Here is a 25,754-nt window from a genome sequence, read left to right as displayed (position 1 = left end):
CCTCGCTTGGCTGCGTGCCGTGCCGGCACCTACACGCGGACCTGTCCGCGGCGCACGAAGAACACCAGCGAAGCTGCCACCACCACCATGCCCAGGCCGATCAGCACGCCACCGAGCCAGGTGGGTGCCCTGTCGGGGCCCAGGCCGCTGGGCACCGCATCAGGGGCGTCCCCGGACAGCTGCAGCAGGTGGTCCAGATGTCCCTGGATGACCGGGGCCGCGTCCTGCGCCAGGCCGATGGCTGCCGGATCCGACCCGGAAGCGATCTGCTCCTCTCCGGCCGCAAGCGACATCCGGTGTCCTTCAATCTGCGAGGCGATCCAGGCGGCGTCGAAGGCCTCACCGTTCTGCGCCATGACCTCCTCCAGGGCGGCCTGTTGTTCGGCCGACGGCTCGTCCGGCAACGCCACACCGAACTCTTCCGCTGCCGCAGTGAGGTCTGCGTCCAGCGCCTGGTGGTCTTCGATCAGCGTGGCACCCATCTCCCGGACCGCTTCGGTGGTGGCCTGTTCCTGTGCAGCAGTGCCCGCGGCGATCTCCGCCAGGTTGCTCTGGTGAGCGGACACCATCCAGCTGGTGTCCTGTTCAGACGGCGCAGCCGCGGCCGGAGAAGCCACGAGCATCACGGCGGCGAGCATGGTTACAGCGCCGAGGCCGGCGCGTCGCAGAAGAGACATGAGAACCCAACCCCATCATTGATCGTTGAACGTGACGGATGCCACACGCGGAACGGTACCAACGAAGAAGGCCTCCTGCCAGAGTCGCGTCCCCGAGTCAAGGAGCCACGCCTATTGCAGTGGGGGCGGGCAATCCCTTGGACACCAATACCAACGGACGCCGCGGCGTGTTGCCTTGCAATGCGTAAAGAGTCAGCACTCATCCGGAACGCGGTGGTACGTGATCGGCCTGCCGTCCGGCAAACGGTCGCGGATGGCGGGCGATTAGGTGATGAGCTTCTGGACTTCGGCATTGGAGAAGCCAAGGCTGCGTCGTGACTGGGTTCGACCCGTCTGAGGGAGTATCCGGCGAGTCGATCCCGGCCTGCGCACGTGATAGTGATGCCGCTGATCCGGCCCCGCCGGGATCTGATCTAGGTCGACGACGGCTTGGAGACCGACCATGGTGCTGCCCTTGCATCCGGTTGCGCTTGGCCATGGCGCTTTCCGCGGAGGGGACGGCCACGCCCGGCACGGGGAGAAGCCCTCGGCCTTTCCTCTGCGGGGCGGGCGGTCAGGACACTGGCCCCGGGTTAGTTTGTTTCGGTCTCGGCCATCTGGCGGGCGGCGTCATCGACGGGGCCGAACAGGATGGCGACATCGGCCAGGGCCTGTATCTGCGGCCCAGTGGATTCGGAGTCGACGTCGGAGTGGACCGTCCAGGATTCGGGGATGTCCTTGCCTATCCGCTGCTCTAGGACTAGATCCGGCAGGGCGTCCTGCAGGCGGGTGTAGCAGTCGCGTGCTTCGCTTTCATTGTCGAAGGTGAAGGCAACCCGGTGGGATGAACCGATCAGAGGCATGGCCATAGTGTCCCATGGCCTGCTCGACCAGGCCATAGGGTGCACTGCCGTGGGCGCAGGTCAGATTCCGGAGAAGGAAGTGGCGGTCTGAAGGGGGTTCACACGGTGGTCGGTGCGTCCTTCGAGGTTTCGTTGCTTGCTGATTCTGAGCCTAGAGAAGACATCGAGGGTAGGGCGAGCGGAACATGATGGGTTGCTCGCAGGGCGGCGGCCATGACATCGCCTAGGTCGTGGCGTGTGGCGTAGGCCTCGCGCTGCTGCTGGGCGCCGGTGCCGGCGCGCAGGATGTCCGCGACCGCCGAATCCACCAGGGCTTCCTCCCCGTATTCGGCCAGCACTGGGCCGAGAGTGTCCAGTAGGGATGTGATGACGTCCCCGGCCGGGGCCGGGGTGCCGGTGGCCGGGTCGATCAGCATGTCCTCGGTCCCACTCCGGCTGGCCTGCCAGGACCAGGCCCGCAGCACAGAGACCGGCACGGGCGGGGCTGGGGCTCCCTCGGCCCAGGCTCGGGCGGCGGTCTCCACCAGGGCGCGGATCATCGTGGCGATCACTGCAGCGTGGAGGGGTTCCAGGCACACGTCGGTGATCCGCACCTCCACGGTGGGATGGTGTTCACAGAGCCGGGCGTCGGAGTAGAGCATTTTCGCGTCCAGGGGCACGTGTGTGTCCAGCAGGGCCGCCCGGTGGCGGTCGTAGGCCTCGGTTGAGCTGAAGAGCTCGGTGGGTCCTGCGATGGGCCACCGTGCCCAGACCTGGTAACGGTAGGAGGCGTACCCGGTGTCGATCCCTTGCCAGAACGGGGAGTTGGCGCTCAACGCCAGCAGGGTCGGTAACCAGATCCGGATCCGGTCCAGCACCGCCACGCCTTCGTCCCGCGAGCCGATGCCGACGTGGACGTGGAACCCGTTGCTGAGCTGCTCGGCGGCAGTGAGCCCGAACTGCTCGGCGATCCGCCGGTAGCGTGCATCCGGGGCCAGGTGCGGGATAATCGGGCCCGGAGCGGTGGGCAGAGCGATGACCTGGCCGCCGGCCCGGGCGGCGGCGGCCTGGGCCAGGGACCGACCGGCGCGGATGGCCTCCAGCTGACCGGCCAGGGTGGTCTGCGGTGGGGAGGCGACCTCGATCTGCTCCTGCTGTAGTTCCATGGTCACCTGGTGCCCCGTGGGCGGGGATTCCTCCTGGAGGTCCACGGCCCAGTCCCCAACGGGCAGTGGCTCCAGCGTGGTGGCATCGACTACCAGCAGTTCCTCCTCCACACCGAATGTCCGCATGTGCCTGTCCCTCCTGTTGTCGCCGATGTCCTGGTGGTCCATCGGGCTCATCCCACCCCGTGGCGTTGCAGCCACATCTCCAGTAGGCCTAGCTGCCACAGTACGTTGGGCCCGGTGGGGCCGCGGTGGGCGTTGGGTGCGCCCAGCAGCTCCTGGAGGCATCTTGCGCGGAACAGTCCGCGTTGTTTAGCCTCCGGGGCGTGCAGGGTGTCGCGGACCATGGATAGGCGTGGCCGGATGAACTTGTGTCGGGGTGCCAGTCACGGCCTTGTCCTTTCAGATCACGCCGGACCCCCACACGCCGTTTCTCTTACAGTCGCGGCGGTGGCGCTTATCGTGTCCAAGGTGCCCTGTATCGTCTTCTCTGAGGTCGTTGTTTGAGCTCGGCCGGAGGGGCGCAGGTTCAATTCCTGCCATATGCCGGCGCAGTATTCCTGGTACTAACCACGGTCCGGATGCTGCTCGATTATCACGAGGAAGGAGGTACTAAAAATGGCTGGAGCAATCAAAGTGGAGTGAGGCTTGGACCCCGTATTGCGCGCGCTATCGGTGAAGTGGTTTTTGCCGGTGGAGTAAACGTCCTGTTCGCAGGAATCACGCTTTCTGTACTTGTCGGCGGAGTGGTCGCTCCACCGAGCTGAAACAACGAACTCAGGACCCGGTCAGTCGACCGGGTCCTTTGCTATCCCCGTGTCTGCTGGTTGTTGAGTTAGGACCGGAGGATTCTGTGGCGGTGCCCACTCCCTCTAACTCGTCCGGGGCTCTGCATAATCTGTACGGAAGTGAATCGACTCCTCTGAGCGAAAGGTGCCGACATGGCCGGGAAGTTCAACAAAGCGCAGTTCGAAAGCCGGATGAAGGCAGCACAACGCAAGGTGCAGTCGCAGGTCGATCAGGTAAACCGGGAAAACAAGCGTCGTGTCGACGAATACAACCGGCAAGTCAAGAAGCACAACACTCAGGTTCAGCAGCAGGCTCAGCGACAAGTTGACGCACACAACCGGGAGGTCGCTAGGGTCAATGCGCACAACGAGCAGGTGAATCGCCAGAACGAAAAGATGAACGCCCAGAATAGGGCCACGGTGGCTGAGTTAAACCGGCAGTTGCGCTCGAGTTCCGCGTCGGGATCCCGGTACACCGCCGGTGAGCAAGCCCTCGCTGACCGCATTCAGGAACAAGTGGTCCGCTTTCCCCAGAGGGAATGGGATGTTTTCCTGAGTTACGCACGGATCGATGGCGCAGAAGTGGCTATTGAACTGCGCGACACACTTGATGACCTGGGCGTGAAGGTCTGGTTCGACGAGATCTCCATAGTTCCTGGCCAAAGTCAGTCATTGCAGATGGACCGAGGGCTACGGTCCGCGCGGTGCGGGGTAGCGCTTCTCACCCCGGCCTACCTCACCGGGCGCTTTTGGACAGAGCGTGAACTCGGAGCCCTCCTACACAAGGCGACGCTCATCCCGGTCCTGCACAACGTGTCCTTCGACGAAGTGGCCGAGTACAGCGGCATCCTGCCTGATCTTGCCGGGTTCGAAACAGAGCGCGACTCGGTTGAAGTCATTGCCGAGAAAATCGCAGCCGCTGTTCTGCCGGATGGACAAGACGCGGAGCAATCCGCGGCAACTGCTGACTGACGGCAAAACCCAATGGCGTGCGAGTCCCACTACAGACCCAGGGACTGCCGGACCAACAGACTTACAGAGTGGGAAGTGCGAGTGATTCCCAACCGGGCTCCGAAGGCTCTAAAGGATATAATCGCTTCTAAAGCAATAAAAGCTCTGGAGGGTCATGTCGAATCCGTTCAAGCCCACTGCGGGGGCGACGCCGCCGTTGCTGGTGGGGCGCCAGCCGGTTCTGGACGCGTTCCAGGAGTCTATCGAAGACGGACCGGGCTCTCCGTACCTGTTGCAGCTGATGACCGGTGCGCGAGGGGTGGGCAAGACGGTGATGCTCAACGAGTTGGGGGAGGTGGCCCAGGCCAATGGCTGGGTGGTCATCCATGTGACCGCCGGCCCGGGCATGTTGGAGCGGATCGCCCAGCGAGCCAGGGTCCGACGCCAGGAGCTGGGTGCGGTGGACCGCGGCCATGGGGCCACGACGTGGTCGGTGACCACCCCGCTGGGCGGAGTGTCCCGTCAGAGCCCCAGCCCGGAGGCCGAATCCTGGCCCTGGGTGGACGAGGTCGCGGCCCTATTGGATGTGTTGGCGGCCCACCAGACCGGGGTGTGCATTACCGTCGATGAGATCCACAGCCTCGACGTGGAGCAGATGCAGACCCTGGCCGGGGACATCCAGATGCTCATCCGCGAAAGCCGTCCGATCGCGCTGATCATGGCCGGGCTGCCCCGGGCCGTCGAGGAGCTGCTGGCCGGGGAGTCCCGGCCGACGACGTTCCTGCGCCGGGCCGAGCGCCCGGTGCTGCGCGATGTCCCGGTGTCCGAAGTCGCCGATTCCTTCTTGCAGATCGTCACCGACGCCGGGCGGAGTCTGAGCGATGAGTTGGCCATGGTCTGCGCGAGGGCCACCAACGGGTATCCGTTCATGATCCAGTTGGTGGGTTATCACACCTGGCGGCAGGGCCGGACCGGTCCGATCACCGCCGAGCACGTCACCGCGGGGGTGGCTGCGGCTCGTGCCCGGCTCGGGGCCCTGGTGCACGAGCCGGCCCTGGCCGACCTGTCCGAGGTGGACCGGACCTTTCTGGTGAAGATGGCCCAGGACGACGGAGCCTCCCGGCTGGCCGACATCGCCGCCCGGATGGGAAAGACCAGCCAGTACGCCGGGGTCTACCGCGACCGGCTGCTCAAGGCCGGCATGATCCAGGCCGCCGGCTACGGACTGGTGGACTTCGACGCCCCCTACCTGCGCGAATACCTGCGCGAGCACGCCGCCCACCTCATGGCCGACCGCCACACCCGGCACACCCGGTCTGACGAGGGCGGACCCGGATAGACTTTCGGCTGCTGTATTCATCGGTGCGGACCGCAGAAAGAACACAACCAGAGGAAGTCATGGCCCAGAAGGCAGAAATAGTCCTGATCGATGACCTGGACGGGTCTCGGGCCACGGAAACCGTCTTGTTCGGCCTGGACGGCCGACACTACGAGCTGGACCTGTCCACGGCCAATGCCAAGCAACTGCGCAAGGATCTGAAGGCCTACGTCGGCGCTGCCCGGGTCACCGCGCCTCCGGCACCACGCCGCCAGGCCGCGGTCATTCGCCAGTGGGCCCAGGAGAACGGGTACGAGGTCTCCGTCCGAGGGCGCATCCACCGGGACGTTATCGAGGCTTACAACAACGCCGCCCAGAAGTAGTGGAGAGGTCAACTCAGTCGGCGGAGTCCATTTACTGGTATCCCTGCGTATCAAGACTCGACGCATTGACCCCCAATCAAGGGTGTCAATGTGCAGGCCGAGCGGCCGGCCGTGTGGTCGCAAGGGACACCCGTCCCGGGCATGGACGCTGACGGCCCTTGCGGGACGCCAAGACGTTGGCCCGGCGAGCCGATCTCCGGCGTCCTCTTAGGGTTCCCGCAGCCGCTTGCCTTTACGGAACGTGGTGGGAGAGTGGCTTCTCCAAGAAACATACGGGAATCCACTGCAATCTCCAGTTCCGCGCTGGGCGACCGTGTCGAACTCATGCGGCAGGGGACGGTTCGGCAGGTCTCCTGTCGAGACGTTCACAACCGTCGCCCCGACCTCACATATATCGGCAACGACTCTGCCCCGAGTTTCGTTCGCGGCAAACGGGGCCCGCAGGATCTGCGTCGGCCCTAGGCGGACCGGACGCAGCGGAACCCGATGTGCGTCGTTGCGCTGTCGTCAGTCTTCGGGGACCGTGCTGCCGGGCGGTAGCGGAGGCAGTACTCCGGGGCGCACAAGTGGGACCCGCCCTTGAGGACCCGCCGTTGGGGTTCGCCGTGACCGAGGTGGGGTCCGGGATCCGGTTAGCTCTGTTGGGGCTTCTTCTGCCAGGGCCAGCGCCCGGTGATCTCCAGTTCGAGGGAGAAGCTGAGGAAGGTGCGGATCAGCACGATCAATGCCAGCACGCCGACCGAGTCGAAGGTAGGTTCGATGGCCACGGTTCGGATGATGTCGGCGGCCACGAGCAGCTCCAGTCCCAACAGGATGGACCGACCCAGCGATCGTCGGTACCGGTGATAGATGCCGCCCTGCTCGGGTCTTCTGCGCAGCAGTGCCCCGGCGGCGACGAGGGTGGACACGGTGATTCCCAGCACGATCGCTACCACTCCGGCGATGTCCACCGCCTTGCCCACGGCCTCCATGGCACTCTGGAACTCCACTGGCCTCTCCCTTCGTTTCCGGGTGCGCGCACCCATTGGCCGTAACAGCCGGAGGCGCCCGGTCGTTGCGAGCCAAAGGCTATCGACTGTCCCGGGGATGGTGGGCCTAGATCATCATGGGCGTCCCGACTTTCTTCGCCCCCGGATAGTTTTCCTTTCCGGCTGGGCGACTGACGTGGCCAGCACGGCCGTCGCTGGCTGTACCTCATCGATCGTCGGTCTCCTGGTGATCGTCTTCGCGGTGATCGACATAAGAGAGGACAAGAGCCTCAGCGCGCGCCTAACCCTGCGCCTGCCCCGCTGCAGCGCTTTCGGGGACTGGGACAAGTCCCTGGTCCCGTGTGCTGTTTCACTGCCCTTCAGCTCCGGCCTTGCCCTCATGGGTCCCATAACGGCTTCCTGGAGGGAGCATCGACGAAGTGACTGCGCGAAGTCCCACTCGGACCCGGCATCGGCCTGGACGATCTGCTGGACCGTTCCGGTGACCTGGACTATGTCACCGTCCTGGAGGTCACCGGCGGCATCCACGCCCGGCGTCTTGTCCTCCCCGACGATGAAGATGTGGTCTTGCCCTCGCCGGTTCTGGACAATGCGAAGGTCCGGGCACATCAGCGTGGCGTCCGAAACGACAGCAGACCTTCCTCTGCGAGGTAGACGGAGAGGAACACCGGACACAAGGATGGGTGCATGGAGATGCAGACAATGGTCGTGGGGCTGATGGTAGACCCGGGTCTGTCACGACAAGTGGCACGATCGGCAGCCGGCGACCTGAAGCAGGATTTATCGGATCACGGCGATGATGGTCACCGCTGGGAGGTCGAGGTCGGCGAGGAAAACTTGCCGCTGACCGCGGAGGGAGACATCCCGCTGATGGACCAGGCCGGAGAGCTAAGGAGCCGGTATGGGTGGGATTTCGTTCTGTACTTGACCGACCTGCCCCGGTACCACGACGAGGATCCATTATTGTGCGAGGTCAGTGCGACGCATCGAGCGGCGTTGGTGTCGTTGACGGCGATGGGTGCCTTTCGTCTGAAGGCGAAGATCCGGAAGCTGCTGATAGCAGTCATCCATTCAGCTCGTGAAGGAGCCGACGATTACCCGCTGGTGAAGACTGTCCAAACCATCCTGGGGTTCAAAGGCGCACGCCGAGTATCCCGGCAAGGGCGGGGCGATGCCGCCTATATCGTGCTCCCCGGGTGGTTGAGTCGACTGAACCTGTTGTCCGGGATGGTCCGCAGCAACAAGCCCGGACGTATGTTGCCGGCCCTGTCCGGCGCCATTACCGCTGCCACGGCTTCCGGTGCTTTCGGGGTTTACTATAGCTCCATCTGGGCCTTGGCCGATGCGGCGCATCCAGCGCGACTCGTCATGATCGCCGTCATAGTCATCCTGGCGCTGACCGGGTGGCTCATTTTCCGCAATGGCTTATGGAACAAACGCAAAGAAATCGTATCCCCGTGGCAGGGCGGGATGGACAACGTCACAACGGTGATCATGGTGGCCACGAGCGTAGCCCTGATGTACCTCGTCCTTACCGCCGTCCTGTTCGGGCTGAGCCTGGCCGTGATCAGCCCCGGCTACCTCCATTCCGAACTCATGCACCCGGTCAGCCTCCTCGATTACGCGGAACTGTCATGGCTGGCCGCATCACTCGGAACGCTGTTCGGCGCGCTGGGTTCCAACTTCGACAGCAACGAAAAAATCCGTGCCGCGACCTACAGCAAGAGGCAACACGAACGCATGCAAAAGGCAGACGCCTATAACGACTGACGATCCGGTTAGCAGCGTCTCGTGGCGTTGATGTCCAGGCCTCCTGTGCAACGGCAGTACGTCAGTCGGCCCTCAAGAGCAGTCCGGCAATTTGCGGGTGGTGGTGGTACCTGAGTTCTTGTGAGCCCGAGTTGGCCGCAGTGTGTGGCCACGCCTCGGTGGCGGTCGATTCGAACAGGCGATTCGGCCTGCATCAATGCTGAGATACCGGGATCTCGCCTATCCTCCGGGCCATGATTGGACTCTATTCAGTGATTCAGGTTGTGATATCCCTGGGTTTTATAGAGTGTTTCGACAGGACATGAGAGGATGGAGCCATGACGACTCCTACGACCGCCTCTCCGGGGCTGAGCACGTACCGCGAATCGGTGACCCTGGATCTAGCCGCGTTGGTGGACCGGCTCCGCGCGGTGTTGGGCGCGCGGTTGGTGGCGTATCTCGGGGGAGTGAAAGAGACTCGTGCGGTACGGCAGTGGGCGGCGGGGGAGCGGGTGCCCAGCCATGTGGTGGCGCAGCGTCTGCGGCTGGCCTATCAGGTCGCGGGGTTGATCGTGGAGTCGCAGAACTCCCCGGCCGTGGTGCAGGCGTGGTTCCAAGGAGCAAATCCGCAGTTGGAGGATCGCTCCCCGGCACGGGTGCTGCGGGAGGACGACACCGACGGGGTGGGCCCCCAGGTGCTGTCGGCGGCTCGGGCCTTCGCACGCATCGGATGAGGATCCGCCAGCTCGAGGAGCGGGCCTGGCGGGTGGGGTATCAGCCCGAACCCTGGGAATGGGCCGATTGGCGCTGGGCCGGGCCCGGGGGACGGTTCACCGGCCGCTGGGACGCCCTCGACGGAGGGCTGTACCGCACCATCTATGCGGGGCAGAGCCTGTTCGCCTGCCTAGTGGAACTACTGGCCCCGCTACGCCCGGACCCGAACCTGGTCGTCGCGATGGACCAGATCGTGGTGGATCCACAGGACGAGGCCGAGCATCCCACCGTGCCGGCGGGGACCGTTGACGTCGATGACTGGTCCCGCCATCGGCTGGCCAGCTCTGCACGCCTGAGGGGCCGGTTCTGTGTTGTCACGGCCTCGGCGACCATCGCGGACCTATGGCCGCATTTCCACACCACGGCCATCTCCGTCTACGGGCTGGAAGATTTCGACGCCGCCGCGTTGAAGAATGCCCGACCACGAGAGCTGACCCAAGCCGTGTCCCAGCACCTGTGGAGCGCACGGTCGGCGGACGGGTCGGATCTGTGCGATGGGATCGAGTTCCTCTCCCGGCACGGGGACGACCTGGTGCTCTGGGCACTCTTCGAGCGCACCGACGATAGACAGACCAGCCCCCACCTCACCGACATCGAACACCACCAGCTCAACCGAGACACCCCAGATCTCATGCAGGCCTTCAGCTTCCTCGGGCTGCGCATGCTCCCACCTGCTCCCTGATAGGCCCGGGCGGACACCGGAAGGTACACGCGACAGACTCCGGTACTTCCACGATCCGGCGATACCACAGGGACGCAGCGGCAAAGAGTCCAAACGATTCGAGGCCGAACGACGATCCGACACTGCCTGGCACCCGAGCTAGCTTGTATAGGCTTCTGCGCCTGACTCCTTGCAGGAGAAAGTGCTGGGCTCAGGTCTCCTGGAACTCTTGTCCGCCTTCGGACTGCAGGTGCGCTGTCCCGCCGTGCACTTCCGCCGGTAGCTCCAGCACGGGCACCACTACGATGTCCTCCAGCCTCCAGTCCAGGTCGGCCAGCGAATCACGCAGGTCCTGCAGCCGCTCCATCTCTGGCGCTGAATCGGGCTCGGGCACCACGAACATCTCCATGTGGAACACGTGGCCTTGGTCGCGCACCCGGGCGCCGGCCCTGCGCACCCAGTCCTTTGAGTTGGCGTGGTCCTCAGACTGGTAGATGACGGGGTGCTCCTCGTTGCCCTCGATGGTCCGGGCACGGGTGTCGGTCAGGTCGGTGATGGCGGTGGTGACGTTGCGGATGCCGTCATAGAGGATGGACGCGCCTACGAAGAGGGCGGCGGCAGCATCGAACCACCACAGGCCCAGCCCGACCCCAGCCACGCCCACCGCGGTGGCGACGCCCGTCTGCCAGTCGGCCTTGTTCATGTCAGCATCCGCGTAGAGCACCTTGTTGTGCAGTTCCTTGGCGAGCTTGATCTTCATCCGACCCAGGATCACCGGCCCCGGCACGGAGAGCAGCATGATCACGATCATGAACCAGCCCTGCCAGATGGTCTGCCCGAACAGGTGGAAGGACCCAATCGGCGGGTGCTCCGCGGTGATCAATCCGATCGCGGAGTCCACCACCAGGTATCCACCCATGACGAGCAGCGCCACGGAAGCCACGAGGTGCCCGACACCGACGGCACGGTGGGTTCCGTAGGGCCGCTTGCGCGAGGGCGGGTGGTTGATGATCCGGACGGCGATGAGGAAGGCTATCGGCGGGATGAAAGACAACAGGTCCTCGATCCAGGCGGCCTTCATGGCCTGGGAGTTGCCCATCACCACGGCGACGGCGGCCACGGTCACGACCAGCACGCCGATGGTGATCCACTCCAAGCGGATGGCCTTCTTCACGGCCTCCTGTTGCTCTGGCGGCAATTCGGTCCGCCCGAATCGGCGCTGGCCGTCGGCATTCTGCTCCTTGCCGTGCCGGGTGTCCTTCTGGCTCATGGTTGTGCCCCCTGGTGTGTGGAGTCGAGGTAACCCTCGAGCTCGGTGAGCATCTGATTCTCGCCCAGCGGGACGGCCATCACGAGTTTCACGGGCTTGCCGTCCGGACCCGTGTCCTCGGCGTAGTCACGGGTCAGGGCGCCGTGGGTGCTCCACGGGGATTGGCTGGTTAGCCCGCCGGCCACCAGGTCCAAGTCCCCGGCCTGCAGGGCCGTCATGACGGCTTCCTCCCCGGAGACGGTCCACTCGATCTCCGCGCCGATCTTCCGGGCGAAGCCTTCCACCAGTTCCACCTCCGGCCCGCTTGGCTCCGCGCCGGAGGCGTCCACGTAGGGCGGGTGATGCACCACGCCCACGTTCAGCGTGCCGTTGGTGGCCTTGTCGATGGTGCCCTCCGGGTCCGCCGGATATCCCGACGACGTGCAGCCGGTCAGTGCCAAGGCCGCGGCCAGTGCCAGCCCGGCCGCCAGGGACGACCACCATTTACATTTGCCTCGCATGGATGCACTCCTCCGATCTACAGTCACTAGAAGTCCGACCTGCGCTCACTCTAAGCAGATCGGGGCCCCGTTAGACACTTGGCGACACCTAGCTGAAGGCGTACGCCGGAGGACTGGTCGATGCATCAGATGGGACATTGAGTCCGCTTAGTTGACATAAGGGACTACGGGCCTGCTGTCGGGAATGTCGCTCCGACCACGGAAAGGAACTCAGGCAGCTCCACATGCACCCGCCCGCCAAACACTGGTGGCGACTTCCAGAGGGCGTTCAGACGTCGAGGAGCTCGGAGGGGATGTCCCGGGCGGTGTGCAGCACCCGGTGCACACGAACGGCATCGACGTCGTCGGTGTAGAAGGCCAGGTAGGGGAACCGGCGCAGGGCCAGGGTGCGAATTTCAGGGATGTCCACCTCGGCTCCCAGTCGCGTGAAGCCCAGTTGCGGATGCTCACCGATGAGGACCCTGGCGTCTTCCAGGGCATCGACGAAGGCCAAGGCTGCGGTGGCAGCGCCTTGGCCGAGGTAGTACTCAACGGCTGCGGTGATGTCCTCATCGGCCCGCCGCGTGGTCACGACCCGGCGCGCGCTCACGCCGCGCCAGAGAGCCGGATCCGTTCACGCATCCGTTGGAAGTACGCCTCATCCATCTCCGACCCCGGCCCTGACCCCATGCCCTCCACTAGCAAGGCGCGCAATTGCGTCCGTGCCTGCTCGCGTCGAATCAAATCTCGGACGAACTCACTGCTGGTGCCGTAGCCACGTTCGCCCACCTGGGTTTCGACGAACTCCTTGAGCCCGTCGGGAAGGGATACGTTCATCGTTGCCATGGGGCCAGCATAAACCGTATGACAAACTTTGCCATTGATACGTAGCCAAAGGTGCTCCACTTCCAAGGAAGTGGGACACTTCTCGCGGGTCGTGCTCGCCGGTGGAATCTCTCCATCGGGATTGATCGTCGGCGGTGCCTGAAAGAATCCGGGCATGACTGAACTTGCGTACATGACCCGTGGAGACTGGGTGCAAGAGGATACCTCGATGGTGCTCAGTCCATCTCTGCGATGGCCTTCATCGCCTTCCAGCCGTGGGTGACGCCGCCGCCGGCGCGTAGGGCGGCGGCGACCATGACGGCTTCGGCGACGTCGGCCTTGGACGCGCCGGCCTTGACGGCGCGCTCGGCGTGGTCCTCGATGCAGAACGGGCATTGCGTGGTCACTGCCACCCCGACCGCGATCAGCTCGCGGGTGGCCAAGTCTAGGTTGCCGGCGTCCTTCTTGAACACCGCCTTGTCGAAGCCGAAGAAGGCCGAGACCATCTCCGGTGCGGCCTCCTTGATGTCGGCCATGAACTTCGCTTCGTCGTTGTGGGAGTGCATTGGTGCTCCTTGTTGCTTGTTGTTTATTGGTTTTCGTTGCCGGTTGGTGGTGCCTCAGGCCGGGACGCTTCTTGGTTCCTTGATCGTGTACTCCTCGGTGTTCACGCGGCCGCTGAGAGTGAGCACGGCGAGCACTGCCGCGGCGAGGAGGATGCCCGCGCCGACGACCAGCGCGGTGCTGTAGCCGCCTACCAGCGCCTGGGCGCCCGTGCCGCCGGATGCGGCGGTCACGGTCGCTGCGACTCCGGCGAGCACGGCCAGTCCCAGGGCGACGCCGATCTGCTGGGCTGAGTTGAGCAGCGCCGAGGCAATGCCGGCCTTGTCTGGCTCGACCCGGTAGACCGCAGCCTGGGTGAGGGACATGACACCGAACCCGAACCCGAGGGCGACGACGAGGAAGCCGGGCGCGATGGGCAGCCAGCCGCCCTCGCCGGAGATGGCCCAGGCGATCCACAGCGCGCCGGCGGTGCTCAGGAGCCCGCCGACCCCAGTGACCCACCGCGGGGCGATCTTCAGCAGGAGCTTCGGGGCGGAGCCCGCGCCGAGGATGATGCCTGCGGCGAAGGGCAGCATCGATAGGCCGGTGACCAGGGGCGAGTACTGCTGGACCTGCTGCAGGTAGAGCGTGACGATGTACAGGATGCCCATCGGCCCGATCGCCAGGCCGAGCATCGTCAGGTACGCCCCTGCGCGGTTGCGATCCCTGAACAGGCTCAGTGGGACCAGAGGGGCCCGGCTGCGGCGCTGGATGAGGACGAAGGCGATGAGCAGCACGGTCGCCCCGAGGACCAGTGTGTAGGCGATCGGATCGGCGAGTCCGTCCTCGCCGAAGCGGGTGATCGCGTACACCAGCGAGACCATGCCGGCGGTGCCCAGGATCCCGTCGAGGAGGCCCAGGCGCCCGGTGTGGCGTTCCGGGGACACGAGGGTGCGGCTACCGAGGAGCACGAGCAGGCCGATGGGGATGTTGATGAAGAACACCCATCGCCAGCTCAGCGCGTCGGTGAGGAAACCGCCGAGGACCAGGCCGATGACGATGCCGAGGCCCGACATCGCCCCGTAGAGCGACAGCGCCGCGTCCCGCATCTTCCTGTCCTCGAAGGTCGTCGCGATCAGCGCCAGCACGTTGGGGGCGGTCATGGCCGCGCCGATGCCCTGGAGGGCGCGGGCGGCGATGAGCATCTCGGCGTTCTGGCCGAGCCCGCCGGCCAGCGAGCCCAGGACGAAGACCAGGAGCCCGACCTGCAGGGTCCGCTTGCGTCCCCAGAGGTCGCCGACGCGGCCGCCGAGCAGCAGCAGTGCGCCGAAGGTGAGGATGTAGCCGTTGACGATCCAGGGCAGGTGGACGGGATCGACGCTCAACTGGTCCTGGATGCTGGGCAGGGCGATGTTCACGATCGAGTCGTCGAGCACGATCATCAGCTGCGCCGTCGCGATCACCAGCAGGGGTATGATCCCCCCGCGGGGCGGGGCCTTCGTTGTCGGGGCCATGTCTTCTCTCTTTCTCTTTCTGCATGCGGTGTCGAGCCGCGCCGAAGATGCTTGGTGGTGCCGCTCGCCCGCGTCGCCGAGGACGAAGGCGGGCACGGCTTGTCGCCGGACACCCAGGACGGGGCCCTGTTCATGCGTCAGGGGTTCAGGGCCTGGGCCGCTCTCGGTCGGGCAACGGGTCTGCGCGCGTCGCCCGGGGCCGGCTGCTCAGGACTTCACGAGGCGGGCGATGGCCGCGGAGGCCTCGGCGATCTTCTCGTCGCTCTCGGCTCCGCCGTTGCGGGCGGCATTGACGACGCAGTGCTTGAGGTGGTCATCCAGCAGGCTCAGGGCGACGTTCTCCAGGGCGCTGGTCAGGGCGCTGACCTGGGTGAGGATGTCGATGCAGTACTTTTCCTCGTCGACCATGCGGTGGACGCCGCGGACTTGGCCCTCGATGCGTTTGAGGCGGGCCAGGTAGCGGTCCTTGTCGGACATGTAGCCGTGGTGCCCGGCCTCGTGGCCGGCTTCACCGGACTCGGTAACTTCGACGGATTTGGTGGATTCGGCGGGGGTGGTCATGGTGGTCTCCACTCGAGTTTGGATCAGGCGGTTCAGGTGTGGGCCGGCTGGGGCGCCGGGGCGGTGTTGGTGGCCGGTGCCGTGGTGGTGCCGGTCGTGCTGGTGAACCCGCGCAGGCGCAGGCTGTTGCCGACCACGAAGACACTGGAGAAGGCCATTGCCGCGCCGGCGAGCATTGGGTTGAGCATGCCCAGGGCGGCCAGTGGAATCGCGGCGACGTTGTAGGCGAAGGCCCAGAACAGGTTCGTCTTGATCGTGCCCAGGGTCTTGCGGGACAGGCGGATCGCATCGACCGCGCTGCGGAGGTCTCCGCGCACCAGGGTGATGTCGGCGGCCTCGATGGCCACGTCGGTGCCGGTGCCCATCGCCAGGCCGAGATCGGCCTGGGCCAGCGCGGGGGCGTCGTTGACACCATCCCCGACCATGGCGACCATCTTGCCGTCTTGCTGGAGGCGGGCAATGACGTCGATCTTCTCCTGGGGCAGGACTTCGGCGATGATCTGGTCGATGCCGACTTCGGCGGCGATCTGGCGCGCGACGGCCTCGTTGTCCCCAGTCAGCAGCACCGGGGCCAGCCCGAGGTCCTTGAGACCGGCGATGGCCTCGGCGCTGGTGGGCTTGACGGTGTCGGCGACGACGAGGATGCCGCGGGCCGACCCGTCCCAGCCGATGGCGACGACGGTCTTGCCCTGACCCTCGGCTCGGGCCTTGGCGGAGGACACCTCGGCGGAGAGGTACTGTGACCAGTCCGCCAGCAGGGATTCGCGGCCGATGACCACACCGGTGCCCTCCACGACGCCCTGCACGCCCTTGCCTTCGATGTTGGCGAAGTCCTCCGGGGTGGGCAGCACGCCGACTTCCTGGGTGGCGCCGGCGGCGATGGCCTGGGCGATGGGGTGCTCGGAGGCGTCCTCCAGGGCCCCGGCGTAGCGCAGCAGCTCGGCCCGGTCCACGCCGGGTTCGGTGATGACCTCAATCAAGGTCATCTTGCCGGTGGTGACGGTGCCGGTCTTGTCCAGCACCACGGTGTCAACCCTGCGGGTGGACTCCAGCACCTCGGGGCCCTTGATGAGGATGCCCAACTGCGCGCCGCGACCGGTGCCAACCAGCAACGCGGTCGGGGTGGCCAGGCCCAGGGCGCAGGGGCAGGCGATGACCAGGACCGCGACGGCGGCGGTGAAGGCGGCGGCGACGGGGAATCCGGCACCCAGCCAGGCGCCGAGGGTGACCACCGCGATGACGATCACGATGGGCACGAAGATCCCCGAGACCCGGTCGGCCAGACGCTGGACCTCGGCCTTGCCGGTCTGGGCGTCCTCCACCAGCCGGGCCATCTGTGCCAGCTGGGTGTCCGCACCCACCCGGGTGGCCCGGACCACCAGGCGCCCACCGGCGTTCACGGTGGCCCCGGTGACCGCGTCGGACTCGGTGACCTCAACCGGTACGGACTCGCCGGTGAGCATCGAGGCGTCCACGGCGGACGTGCCGGAGACCACCACACCGTCGGTGGCGATCTTCTCCCCGGGCCGGACGATGAACTCATCCCCGACGGCCAGCTCGACGGTCGGGATCTTCACCTCGGCGCCGTCGCGCAGCACGGAGACCTCCTTGGCGCCCAGCTCCAGCAGGGCCCGCAGCGCCGCACCGGCCTGGCGCTTGGAGCGCTTCTCGAAGTACCGGCCGGCGAGGATGAACATCGTCACCCCGGCCCCGACCTCGAGGTAGATGTTCGCCGCACCGTCCGAGGGGGCGATCGTGAACTCGAAGGGGTGCACCAGGCCTGGGGTGCCCGCGGTGCCGAAGAACAGGGCGTACACCGACCACAGCATCGCCGCGGAGGTGCCCATCGAGATCAGGGTGTCCATGGTCGCGGTGCCGTGCTTCAGATTGGTCCACGCCGCCTGGTGGAACGGCCACGCCGCCCAGACGATCACCGGGGCCGCCAGGGCCAAGGACAGCCATTGCCAGTAAGTGAACTGCAGCGCAGGGATCATCGACATCGCGATCACCGGCACCGTGAGCACGACCGAGCCGATGAGCCGGTGCCGCAACGATGCCACCTCGGGATCCTCCCCGCCCCCGTCGTCGGCCGTCGCCGGCCCGGCGTCCTTCGTGTCCTGGGGCTTGGACAGGGCGGCGGTGTACCCGGTCTTCTCCACCTCGGCGACCAGCAGGGCCGGGTCATAGCCGGCCGGGACGGTGACCTTGGCCTTCTCGGTGGCGTAGTTCACCGTCGCCTGGATACCGTCGAGCTTGTTAAGCTTCCGCTCGATCCGGTCCGCGCAGGAGGCGCAGGTCATCCCGCCGATCTCCAGTTCGATAGCCGGCCTGGCCGTGGCGGGGGCTGATGTGCTCATCTTTGTCCTTCTCCGTACGTCTCAGTTTGTCGTGGCACTTGTCTTGGGCAGCGGCCCGGCCGCGTCAGTCGGCGGGCCGGAGCTCGCTTTCGACGACCCACTTGTGGTGCGTCATCTCCATGCCATCCACTTCCAGGTCGACCATGTACACGGTCTCGCCGGTCGAGTAGTCGATGCTCGCCGCGGCCCCGGCCATGCCCTCCATGTGCTCGGCCTCCAGCACCACCGCGGTCCCGTCGGCCGACGGTGCCGCATTGGGGTCCTGCAGCTCCTCGTGCACGACCCACCGGTGGTTCACGACGGGCTCCCCGCCGGTGGTGGGGGTGTAGCTGACCGCGTAGGTGGTCGTGTCGAAGGCACCGGAGATCGTGGCCGTGGCACCCTGCATGCCGGGCATGTGCCCTGCCTCCAGGACCACGGTCGAACCGACGGGGTACGTGGGATCGGCCGCCGCCCGGATGCCTGCCGGGGCCGGTCCGCCGTGCGGGGCGTGGTCGTGTCCGGCCATGCCACCGGCCCTGTGCTGTCCGTGGCTGCTGCTGTTCATCTCGTCCACTCCTTCGCTGTGCTCGTTCATCTGGCCCTGCTGTTCCCACGCCGCCACGAAGCTGTCCGGGACGAGGGCGCCGGCGAGCCCGAAGGCCCCGCCAAACGCCACCGCCAGGCCCGCCCCGTAGAGCGCGAGACGTCCACCGGCGTTCATCAGATCCGCACCGCGGAGTAACCGGCCTCTTGCACAGCGACCAGAACCTTCGCGTCCTCGACCTCCCCGGCGCCGGTCACGACCAGCCGGCCCGTCTGAGCGCTGACCCGGACGCCCTCAACACCGGGAACCTCGCCGACCTCCTCGCGCACGGACATCTCGCAGTGCCCGCAGGTCATGCCCGTCACCTGGTACTCGTTCGCAGCCATCGGCCATCCTCTCCATAGTCTGATACCCCAAGGGGGTATGTGTACCGGGCCTAACCATATACCCCCGCCGGGTATTCCGCCAAGCGCGTCGGAGCCGGCATGAGCCGGGCCACACGCGCCTGGGCTGCTCGCGCCGGCACCCCATAAACGGTCGGCTTGATGCACCGGAAGCCACAGGCCTACACAGTGGCCTGCTCGAACGCCCGCCCTAAAGGAGAGGCGTCTGGGTTCGGACCGGGACGCCGGGTCTTCTGCGGCAAATGGCCAGCGTCGCGGGGAGTGGCAGGTGCCGCACCATGCGCTGGACTGTGCTTAGCCGGAGGCAGGCCAGGCGCCACTGGTTGGATCCCTCCCCACCCTGCGCGGCAAGCGCACATGGTTCCTTCTCCTGGGCGTGAGGGCGCTTCGGTCAGCGGGGTCCTTTCTTGCCTCAACGGCCATGACTCAGGACCAGGATTCGAGCCCTCTGGGGCCACAATCGGTTGTCAATACAGTCCGGAAAGTGAACACGGCTGCCGCCCGAACACCACATCGTCGGCCAATTCTGGGGACGACCATGCCCGACTCTTCTGGACGGCTACGACTTGAACCGGCGCCGGTAGGAGGTCGGTGTGGTGGCGTAGGCGGCCGCGAAGTTCTGCCGGAATGTCACGGGATTGGTGAATCCGCAAGCGGAGGCGATGCGGGCTATTCCCCACTCGGTGGTCTCCAGCAGGCGCCGGGCGTCGTCCAGACGGCGGGCCAGTAGCCACTTGGCGGGGCTGGTGCCGGTGGTCTGGCGGAACCGGCGGGTGAAATTTCGCGGGCTCATGTGGGCCCGGGCGGCCATCGCGGTGACGTCCAGGGGCTCGTCCAGGTGCTCCAGGGCCCAGGTCATGGCCTTGGCCACCGGTCCGGTGCCGTCATGCTCGGGCAGGGGCCGGTCGACGTACTGGGCCTGGTCGCCCTCGCGGTGCGGGGCGATGACCAGGTGCCGGGCTACCTGTGCTGCCGCGGACGAGCCGAGCCGGGTGCGCACGATGTGCAGACAGGCATCCAGCGCCGAGGCCGTCCCGGCCGAGGTGAGCACGTCCCCGTGGTCCAGGTACAGCGCCGCCGGCTGAACCGGCATGTCGGGATAGGCCCGGGCCAGCTCCGCGGCACCGGCCCAGTGGGTCACGGCCGCCCGCCCGCCCAGCACGCCGCTGGCGGCCACAGGAAAGGCACCCAGGCACAACCCGGCAACCGTCGCGCCCCGCTCGTGCGCCCCGCGCACCAAGGCGACGAACGGGTCTGGCACGGGAGGCGAGTCCGTCGGCCAGGACGGCAGCACCAGCAGGTCCGCCTCCGCGGCCACCTCCGGGCCGGCCAGATCCTCCAGCAACACGCCCTCGGCGGTGCGAACCGGGCCGCCGTCGTCACTGAAGACGACCGAGGTCCAGTCCTCGGCTAGGTGCTGGCGGGTGACCTCCCCGAAGACCAGCAGGGGAGCGGCGAGGTGAAACAGGGTGATCCCTTCGAACGCATGCACGGCAATCCGCATGGTGTTGGCCCGATCTCATCGAAAGTATGCTGCTACGCCACTCACGGTACGTCCCGCACGTGCGCGACGCTAGATGGCGTACCCAACCAGCCGGCCGATTTGGCCGCACCCGACCCAGGAGGATTCTCCATGACCACCCCACGCCGTGCCCTAATAATCGTCGACGTCCAGAACGACTACTTCGACGCCGACGGGCCCCTGGCCATCCAGTACCCGCCCCGCGAGGACTCCCTGGCCCACATCGTGAGCACCATCAACACTGCTCAGCAGGCCGGGATGCCGGTGGCCGTCGTCCAGCACGAGTACCCCGAGGGCGCCCCGGTGTTCGCCGCCGGCTCCGAAGGCTGGAAGATCCACCCCGACGTGGAAGCCGCCGTGGACTCATCAGCCAAGCGCGTCACCAAGTCCTACGCCAGCGTGTTCGCCGGCACCGGCATGACCGACTGGGTCCGGGACCAGGGCGTGGACACCCTCACCCTGGTGGGATACATGACCAACAACTGCGTGCTGGGCACAGCCGCCGACGCCGAACCGCTGGATGTGGCCGTGGAGGTCCTCTCCGACGCCACCGGCGCCGTCCACCTGGCCAACGCAGCCGGCAGCGTCAGCGCCCAGCAGCTGCACGAGACCCTGATGGTGTTGTTGCACTCCAACTTCGCCGCCGTGGCCACCACCGAGGACTGGACCGCCGCCGTCGCCGGTGGTACCGCGCTGCCCACCAGCGATCTCGGCTCCTCCGCCATCCAGGGCCGGCAGGCCATCGCCACCGTCTGAGCCCAAGGACGCGCCGAGGACCTGCCCCGGGGTCTCAAGTAGCCCGGTAGTGGACCGGCATCATCCACCGGCGCATCGAACGACTGCAGCCCCGAGCTCCCTCACGGATTCGGGGCCGCAGTCCGCCCCGACGCCTGTTCGCACGAGAGTCCTCATTTCATGGCCCTAACCCTGCCAGAGAACGGCAAAAAGCCTTTCAGTCCCGACCGTCCATCGCGACCGATCAAGTGACCGCTTGTACAACTTCCCGGACGGATCGATCAGATTCGCGGCTCTGCGCCCGATCGGGGAGCACTCACCATGTACCCATCCGAACTATGAACTACTTACTTTACATAAGGTAGCTTATCGGCGTTCAACCAAAAGAGTTGCAGTAGGTGCAGCACCTCTTGTTTTCGCAGGTGCGGACTCGTTAGTGCACCAATCGCCTCAGACTATCCATGCGGTTCCCAAGCGGGCCGAAATCCGTTCTAGGCCTTGGCTCGACCAAGTATGTTTCGCACATGACTTGAGACCACCTCAGGGCTTCCCGGCCGCGGCTCAAAATGAAGCGCCCGAAAACGGTCGTTGATGGTCTGTGGCAGGGCGTCCGAATCCCCAGTGACGTCGAATCGCGGCGGCGGCTATGAGATCTGGAAATTCATTGTAGAAATGTGGCATGAGTGATGACGAGGCACAGGGGAAGGATGACGAAAAAGGGGCTACCCTTGGGGGGCCTAGGGACGATGAACTCGCCCGGCACATGAGTGAACTCGCCCGCTCCCTTCACGCAGAAGAAGGCGAAGCGGCAGTACTGGAGCGCATGGTCGGTGCCGCTGTCGGTATGATTCCGGGAGCCCAGGAAGCTTCCATCACCCTGGTGCACGGGCGCAAGAGAGTCGAGACACGGGTACCCACCGGGGATCTGGCCCGGGAAATCGCCGCGTTGCAGGAGGAGGTGGGCCAAGGGCCTTGCCTGGATGCAGCGTTCGAGCACAAGACAGTGAGTGTCCCCGATCTGGCAGCCGAGCGCCGATGGCCCGATTTCACTGCCGGGGCCCTTGGCCTGGGTGCCAAGAGCATGCTCGTCTTCCAATTGTTCATCGAGGGAGACAATCTGGGCGCGCTCAACCTCTACAGCCGGGAATCCGACGCCTTCGATTGCGAGGCCGAACAAATTGGCCTGCTGGTGGCAGCACATGTAGCTGTCGCGTTCGCTGGAACGCAAAAAGTCGAGCAGCTGCGGGATGCGGCACAATCGCGGGATGTGATCGGGCAGGCCAAGGGCATCCTTATGGAGCGCTACAACGTCACGGCCGAGCAAGCCTTTCTTCTTTTGTCGGGCGTCAGCTCCCACAGCAACACCAAACTTGTCCACGTAGCCGACCATTTAGCCAGCACCGGTAATCTCCCCTCGGCTGACGGGGAACCGATACCCCACTGAAGGGACGTCACCGAAAGCTGGGCCACAACCAGCAGTGTCACCGACGGTCGTTTACGGATGAGGTGTCACTTCAAGGGTCGGCGGCACGAATGCCAGGAGTCGGGTGAACGGACGCCAAGCCTTCGTCACCAACACCGCTCGTAGAGGAATCCCCTCGTGTGACGGCTCGATTGTGTGGCCGTGGACTTGCGTCGCTGCGCACGTCCCCTTGCCTCTGCTAGTTCAGCGACGGAGTTACCGGCTGGTCTCTTCGAGCTTCAATGCCGTGCCGAGTGCGAAGAACGTCGGAGTCCATTCCCCGACAAACAGACCCCACCGGTCGGACTGCGCCTTCGAATCCATTTTCCCCCGAGAGGCAGCCCAGGACATGAACGTCAACCCGATGGAGGCGAAGCCGGCTGTGTAAAGGTAACCGGACTTGACGCCCATCTCGGAGAGCTTCTTCAGCATGATTTTCCCTTTCCTGGTGGAATGCACCGGAATCGGGACGACCCCGGCTTATGCCTCAAAGCCTCCATGGCGCGGGGCCAAGTGCGCCCATTCGATCATGACTTCCCGCATGGTGTCAGTGATTGATGTTCGGGCTCCCTCCCAACGGGGCGAGTCGGCCACCGGCCAAGGCAGTCAACGCCGGCGGACAGCTTCTCCGTCGCAGAGTCATCCGGGGGCGGAGAGCACAGTCAAATAACTCGCCTGTCTAGCTAGACAAGGCAGATACCTAGCGGGCTAGCTAGTTAGCACATCTAGCATTCTTCGAATGCTCCTCGAGCAAATGCAACAGCGGCAGAGCGGGCACGATCGCCCTCGACCAAAAGCGATATCCGAGCAGTCGAGGGACACCCGCCCTAGTGTGTCTTGGGACACAATGAGGGTGTGATGCCCGGCCGGGCAGCCTCGCTGGGGAGGGCTCTTATGGCAAAGACGGTGTACTACAGCTTCGACTACGAGCGGGACCTCGAGCGCGTCCGTCTCGTTCGAAGCATTAACGCACTGTAGGGCCAGCCATTGCTCAATAGTCAGGCATGGTATCAGGTGCACCGAAATGGGACCGAGGCGATCCGCGGAAGGATCGATGATCAACTGTCCCAGAGTGAGGCTGTGATCGTTCTGATCGGCAATCAAACGGCTACACGGAAATGGGTGCGGTACGAGATCGAGAAGGCTTGGCAGGACCGAAAGCCGTTACTGGGCGTCTATATCCACGGATTGCCGTCCAACAACATTATTGGGTCCGCTGGCCCGGACCCCTTCGATACGACGCGGGATATGTTCGGCATTCCGGTCTTCAGTCCCACGGCCAGGGACTGGCGGGGCAATGTTGATCCCGAGGCCACCTTCGAAAACCTCTCCCAGAACCTGGAGACATGATCCAGCCAGGGGCGAATCCGCACAGCGTAGGCCGGGAGAGGGACGTGCCGAGCTGGCGCGATACGGCCCGCGGAACGACTCCGACTGGGCGAACGAATGCGTCGGCACGAAAGTAACGGTGTCAGAACTGAATTCGTTGTCTCCGGCGTGAGCCGCGGTGGGTCAGTCCTCCGGGCCCTGGCCGACGTCGAAGCGCTGGTGATAGACGCGTTCTGCTTCGGCCAGCAGGGGCTGTGCCAGCCGGGCGACCGGTACCACGTGGACCATCAGGGGCTCACAGTCTGGGCCGCGTCCGACACACTGGCCGCGCAGCACCCAGGCGAACCGGTCAGGGTTTTTGTCCTGCAGTTGCTTGTACTGACACAGTTGCCGGGCCAGCCAGTCGGCCGCCGGACGCGTCCACCATGGTTCCGGGTGGAGCGGGTTGACCGATAGACCAGGCAACTCCAGGCCGCTTTCGGTGTCGAGGCTGCCACCGTTGCGGTCCGCGTCGTAACCCTCGGAGTACCGTACGTAGAGATTGGCATCCTGCTCAAGCAAGGCCTCCAGCTCGGCGAGGCTACTGATCAAGGGCACCCCGTCGATCATGTCTACCTCTCCATCCATGGCCTTGCGTCCGCAGGCCGAGGGGTCTCATGGTTGCTTTCCGCAGACCGTTTCGGTCGTGGAATCCCCTGTGAGCTCTGGTGTCCTCGGCCGCATTGATGGACCCTGCTGCCCGATCGAACCGGCCGCGGCTTGCTCTGGGAATCCGTTCGTTTTGGGGTCTACTTATCCGGTTGCGAAGGGTAGGCGGGGTTGCCGTGAAAGGGTGGAACGACGTTCGGGCCGGATGTCTGCGGGGAGACCGGTGAACCAGCACGGCCCTCACCGACTTCGGGTGTATCAGGCACGGCCGGACCAGACGGCTCAGCACCGTTGCGCAAGGCATCGAGGCGTCGTTCCAGCACCTGGACCACCGGAAGTCGATTGCCATGCGCGGTCTCGTAGATCAGTAGCTGGTTCACCTGCTCCTGGCTGAGTCCGGTGATCCTGGTGGGCAATGTCCCCAGTGGGATGTGGTCATAGTCCGGCAGGGGTAGCTGGTCATGGTTTGGTACGTCGTTCATTGTTCTCCCTGGCAGAGGGGGCTGCTCGAATTCCCCAAGGTAACAGCGACCCAGGCGCTTGGTAACCTTCGCCCGCTGGTCACGGGCCGTCAGATATTTGGTTGCTTCTAAGGAAACCAAGTGACAGTTTCCTGAGCGGAAAAGCTATCGGAGTGGGAGGGCCCTGATGGATCGCGAACACGCAGAATTTCAGACGGAAGCTCAGCGCTTGAGCCGGCTATCGGCCAAGAACGGCGTATGGATCGCTCCGCGTCATCCTGCGCGCTCACCATCGGTCCTCTCGGTCGTCTGAGCCGGCAGGCCACACCGTTACCTAGCCATGCAAGACTCGTGAAGCTCTCGGACGATTAGCTGCCCCGTTGCACCCGAAAGGGAACGAACTGTCATGCGCCTGGGCGCTGGTCCGTTGATTGGTTGTCTCGTACGGTAGACACAGAAGTCGTAGTAGCAGTAAGTCCGTCTTCATTGCGGGCCGGATGGACCCTCACGGCCGACCGGCGCACTGGGATGAGGCTTGCACACGCCGCTTCGCCCTCGACGAAGGCTCGGCAGGTAGACCGTCAATGAAAGAGGCATCCATGGCCACCGGTACCGTCAAGTGGTTCAACGCTGAGAAGGGCTTCGGCTTCATCGCCCCGGACGATAACTCCGCTGACATCTTCGTGCACTTCTCCGCCATCGTTGGCGGCGGCTTCCGCGAACTCCAAGAGGACCAAAAGGTCGAGTACGAAGCCGAGCAGGGCGCCAAGGGCATGCAGGCCTCATCGGTCCGCCCACTCTGATCTGATCAAGAACCAGGCCGGCCGCCTTCCTTTGGGGA

At 65.3% G+C, this 25,754-nt stretch carries 28 protein-coding genes and 1 pseudogene; 10 read left to right on the top strand and 19 right to left on the bottom strand.

The features are described from left to right. Positions 1–29 precede the first annotated feature (29 nt). The 3 genes from ABD134_RS15340 to ABD134_RS15330 form a co-directional block, all read right to left on the bottom strand. Entirely contained in the window at positions 30–677 is a 648-nt protein-coding gene (locus ABD134_RS15340) for a DUF4142 domain-containing protein (RefSeq protein WP_344231105.1), read from the bottom strand. A gap of 572 nt (positions 678–1,249) precedes the next feature. After that, a complete protein-coding gene (locus tag ABD134_RS15335; RefSeq protein WP_344231103.1) occupies positions 1,250–1,519 on the bottom strand; it encodes a hypothetical protein in 270 nt (89 codons plus the stop codon). 98 nt (positions 1,520–1,617) lie between these two features. Further along, positions 1,618–2,790 carry a glutamate--cysteine ligase gene (locus ABD134_RS15330; RefSeq protein ID WP_344231101.1) on the bottom strand — a complete coding sequence of 391 codons (1,173 nt, stop codon included), beginning with the start codon at positions 2,788–2,790 and terminating at the stop codon, positions 1,618–1,620. A gap of 815 nt (positions 2,791–3,605) precedes the next feature. On the opposite strand from ABD134_RS15330, the gene ABD134_RS15325 reads away from it, so the two are divergent. The 3 genes from ABD134_RS15325 (at position 3,606) to ABD134_RS15315 (ending at position 6,104) form a co-directional block, all read left to right on the top strand. After that, entirely contained in the window at positions 3,606–4,424 is an 819-nt protein-coding gene (locus tag ABD134_RS15325) for a toll/interleukin-1 receptor domain-containing protein (RefSeq protein ID WP_344231099.1), read from the top strand. Positions 4,425–4,578: 154 nt separating this feature from the next. Then, positions 4,579–5,742, top strand: a complete 1,164-nt coding sequence (locus ABD134_RS15320) for an ATP-binding protein (protein WP_344231097.1) — start codon at positions 4,579–4,581, stop codon at positions 5,740–5,742. A 59-nt stretch (positions 5,743–5,801) separates the two neighbouring features. After that, positions 5,802–6,104, top strand: coding sequence for a histone-like nucleoid-structuring protein Lsr2 (locus ABD134_RS15315; RefSeq protein WP_344231095.1), 303 nt, complete (start codon positions 5,802–5,804; stop codon positions 6,102–6,104). Positions 6,105–6,562: 458 nt separating this feature from the next. Here the strand turns inward: ABD134_RS15315 and ABD134_RS15310 are convergent. Continuing rightward, positions 6,563–6,697: pseudogene (locus tag ABD134_RS15310) on the bottom strand (SUMF1/EgtB/PvdO family nonheme iron enzyme); the annotation flags it as partial. 39 nt (positions 6,698–6,736) lie between these two features. Next, entirely contained in the window at positions 6,737–7,093 is a 357-nt protein-coding gene (locus tag ABD134_RS15305; RefSeq protein ID WP_344231093.1) for a DUF1622 domain-containing protein, read from the bottom strand. A 687-nt stretch (positions 7,094–7,780) separates the two neighbouring features. Here ABD134_RS15305 and ABD134_RS15300 point away from each other — a divergent pair. The 3 genes from ABD134_RS15300 to ABD134_RS15290 all read left to right on the top strand — a co-directional run bounded on the left by ABD134_RS15300 (position 7,781) and on the right by ABD134_RS15290 (position 10,298). After that, positions 7,781–8,863, top strand: a complete 1,083-nt coding sequence (locus ABD134_RS15300) for a hypothetical protein (protein ID WP_344231091.1) — start codon at positions 7,781–7,783, stop codon at positions 8,861–8,863. Between the two features lie 317 nt (positions 8,864–9,180). Beyond that, positions 9,181–9,576 carry a hypothetical protein gene (locus ABD134_RS15295; RefSeq protein WP_344231089.1) on the top strand — a complete coding sequence of 132 codons (396 nt, stop codon included), beginning with the start codon at positions 9,181–9,183 and terminating at the stop codon, positions 9,574–9,576. Beyond that, the gene (locus ABD134_RS15290; RefSeq protein ID WP_344231087.1) at positions 9,573–10,298 is read left to right on the top strand and encodes a hypothetical protein; all 726 of its coding nucleotides are present in this window, start codon (positions 9,573–9,575) and stop codon (positions 10,296–10,298) included. Before ABD134_RS15295 ends, ABD134_RS15290 begins: the two co-directional genes overlap by 4 nt. Positions 10,299–10,488: 190 nt before the next feature. Here ABD134_RS15290 and ABD134_RS15285 read toward each other — a convergent pair whose 3' ends face one another. From ABD134_RS15285 to ABD134_RS15235, 11 genes are all read right to left on the bottom strand, one after another. Next, entirely contained in the window at positions 10,489–11,547 is a 1,059-nt protein-coding gene (locus tag ABD134_RS15285; RefSeq protein ID WP_344231085.1) for a cation diffusion facilitator family transporter, read from the bottom strand. Next, positions 11,544–12,047 carry a transporter substrate-binding domain-containing protein gene (locus ABD134_RS15280; protein ID WP_344231083.1) on the bottom strand — a complete coding sequence of 168 codons (504 nt, stop codon included), beginning with the start codon at positions 12,045–12,047 and terminating at the stop codon, positions 11,544–11,546. The genes ABD134_RS15285 and ABD134_RS15280 overlap by 4 nt, the downstream gene beginning before the upstream one ends. A gap of 268 nt (positions 12,048–12,315) precedes the next feature. Next, positions 12,316–12,636: a type II toxin-antitoxin system RelE/ParE family toxin gene (locus ABD134_RS15275; protein WP_344231082.1), complete on the bottom strand. Its 321-nt coding sequence runs from the start codon at positions 12,634–12,636 to the stop codon at positions 12,316–12,318. Beyond that, entirely contained in the window at positions 12,633–12,872 is a 240-nt protein-coding gene (locus ABD134_RS15270; RefSeq protein WP_344231081.1) for a ribbon-helix-helix domain-containing protein, read from the bottom strand. The genes ABD134_RS15275 and ABD134_RS15270 overlap by 4 nt, the downstream gene beginning before the upstream one ends. A 215-nt stretch (positions 12,873–13,087) precedes the next feature. Continuing rightward, positions 13,088–13,417: a carboxymuconolactone decarboxylase family protein gene (locus ABD134_RS15265; protein WP_344231080.1), complete on the bottom strand. Its 330-nt coding sequence runs from the start codon at positions 13,415–13,417 to the stop codon at positions 13,088–13,090. Positions 13,418–13,471: 54 nt separating this feature from the next. Next, positions 13,472–14,908: an MFS transporter gene (locus tag ABD134_RS15260; RefSeq protein ID WP_344231078.1), complete on the bottom strand. Its 1,437-nt coding sequence runs from the start codon at positions 14,906–14,908 to the stop codon at positions 13,472–13,474. 207 nt (positions 14,909–15,115) lie between these two features. Then, positions 15,116–15,469 (bottom strand): metal-sensitive transcriptional regulator, encoded by a 354-nt coding sequence (locus ABD134_RS15255; RefSeq protein ID WP_378108498.1) that lies wholly within the window; start codon positions 15,467–15,469, stop codon positions 15,116–15,118. 32 nt (positions 15,470–15,501) lie between these two features. Then, positions 15,502–17,826, bottom strand: coding sequence for a heavy metal translocating P-type ATPase (locus tag ABD134_RS15250; RefSeq protein WP_344231076.1), 2,325 nt, complete (start codon positions 17,824–17,826; stop codon positions 15,502–15,504). Between the two features lie 64 nt (positions 17,827–17,890). Beyond that, positions 17,891–18,529: a YdhK family protein gene (locus ABD134_RS15245; RefSeq protein ID WP_344231074.1), complete on the bottom strand. Its 639-nt coding sequence runs from the start codon at positions 18,527–18,529 to the stop codon at positions 17,891–17,893. Next, positions 18,529–18,738 (bottom strand): heavy-metal-associated domain-containing protein, encoded by a 210-nt coding sequence (locus ABD134_RS15240; RefSeq protein ID WP_344231071.1) that lies wholly within the window; start codon positions 18,736–18,738, stop codon positions 18,529–18,531. Before ABD134_RS15240 ends, ABD134_RS15245 begins: the two co-directional genes overlap by 1 nt. Positions 18,739–19,315: 577 nt before the next feature. Continuing rightward, a complete protein-coding gene (locus ABD134_RS15235; RefSeq protein WP_344231069.1) occupies positions 19,316–20,248 on the bottom strand; it encodes a GlxA family transcriptional regulator in 933 nt (310 codons plus the stop codon). 141 nt (positions 20,249–20,389) lie between these two features. Between ABD134_RS15235 and ABD134_RS15230 the strand changes: the two genes are divergently transcribed. Both ABD134_RS15230 and ABD134_RS15225 read left to right on the top strand, forming a co-directional pair. Beyond that, on the top strand, positions 20,390–21,034 hold the full coding sequence (locus ABD134_RS15230) for an isochorismatase family protein (protein ID WP_344231067.1): 645 nt from the start codon (positions 20,390–20,392) through the stop codon (positions 21,032–21,034). Between the two features lie 658 nt (positions 21,035–21,692). After that, on the top strand, positions 21,693–22,457 hold the full coding sequence (locus ABD134_RS15225) for a GAF and ANTAR domain-containing protein (RefSeq protein WP_344231065.1): 765 nt from the start codon (positions 21,693–21,695) through the stop codon (positions 22,455–22,457). Positions 22,458–22,691: 234 nt separating this feature from the next. On the opposite strand, the gene ABD134_RS15220 is transcribed toward ABD134_RS15225, so the two are convergent. After that, positions 22,692–22,907, bottom strand: coding sequence for a hypothetical protein (locus ABD134_RS15220; RefSeq protein ID WP_344231063.1), 216 nt, complete (start codon positions 22,905–22,907; stop codon positions 22,692–22,694). Positions 22,908–23,462: 555 nt separating this feature from the next. On the opposite strand from ABD134_RS15220, the gene ABD134_RS15215 reads away from it, so the two are divergent. Continuing rightward, positions 23,463–23,825 carry a TIR domain-containing protein gene (locus tag ABD134_RS15215; protein WP_344231061.1) on the top strand — a complete coding sequence of 121 codons (363 nt, stop codon included), beginning with the start codon at positions 23,463–23,465 and terminating at the stop codon, positions 23,823–23,825. A gap of 162 nt (positions 23,826–23,987) precedes the next feature. Here the strand turns inward: ABD134_RS15215 and ABD134_RS15210 are convergent, their stop codons facing one another. Together ABD134_RS15210 and ABD134_RS15205 are read right to left on the bottom strand one after the other, a co-directional pair. Next, positions 23,988–24,431, bottom strand: coding sequence for a DUF6098 family protein (locus ABD134_RS15210; protein WP_344231059.1), 444 nt, complete (start codon positions 24,429–24,431; stop codon positions 23,988–23,990). A gap of 161 nt (positions 24,432–24,592) precedes the next feature. Continuing rightward, complete coding sequence (locus ABD134_RS15205) at positions 24,593–24,934, bottom strand: DUF8129 domain-containing protein (RefSeq protein WP_344231057.1); 342 nt, start codon at positions 24,932–24,934, stop codon at positions 24,593–24,595. 578 nt (positions 24,935–25,512) lie between these two features. Between ABD134_RS15205 and ABD134_RS15200 the strand changes: the two genes are divergently transcribed. Further along, positions 25,513–25,716: a cold-shock protein gene (locus tag ABD134_RS15200; protein WP_344231055.1), complete on the top strand. Its 204-nt coding sequence runs from the start codon at positions 25,513–25,515 to the stop codon at positions 25,714–25,716. The last annotated feature ends 38 nt before the right edge of the window (positions 25,717–25,754 follow it).

The organism is Citricoccus alkalitolerans, from assembly GCF_039528175.1.
GTDB classification, from domain to species: Bacteria; Actinomycetota; Actinomycetes; order Actinomycetales; family Micrococcaceae; genus Citricoccus; species Citricoccus alkalitolerans.
This window is presented reverse-complemented; position numbering and strand designations above follow the sequence as displayed.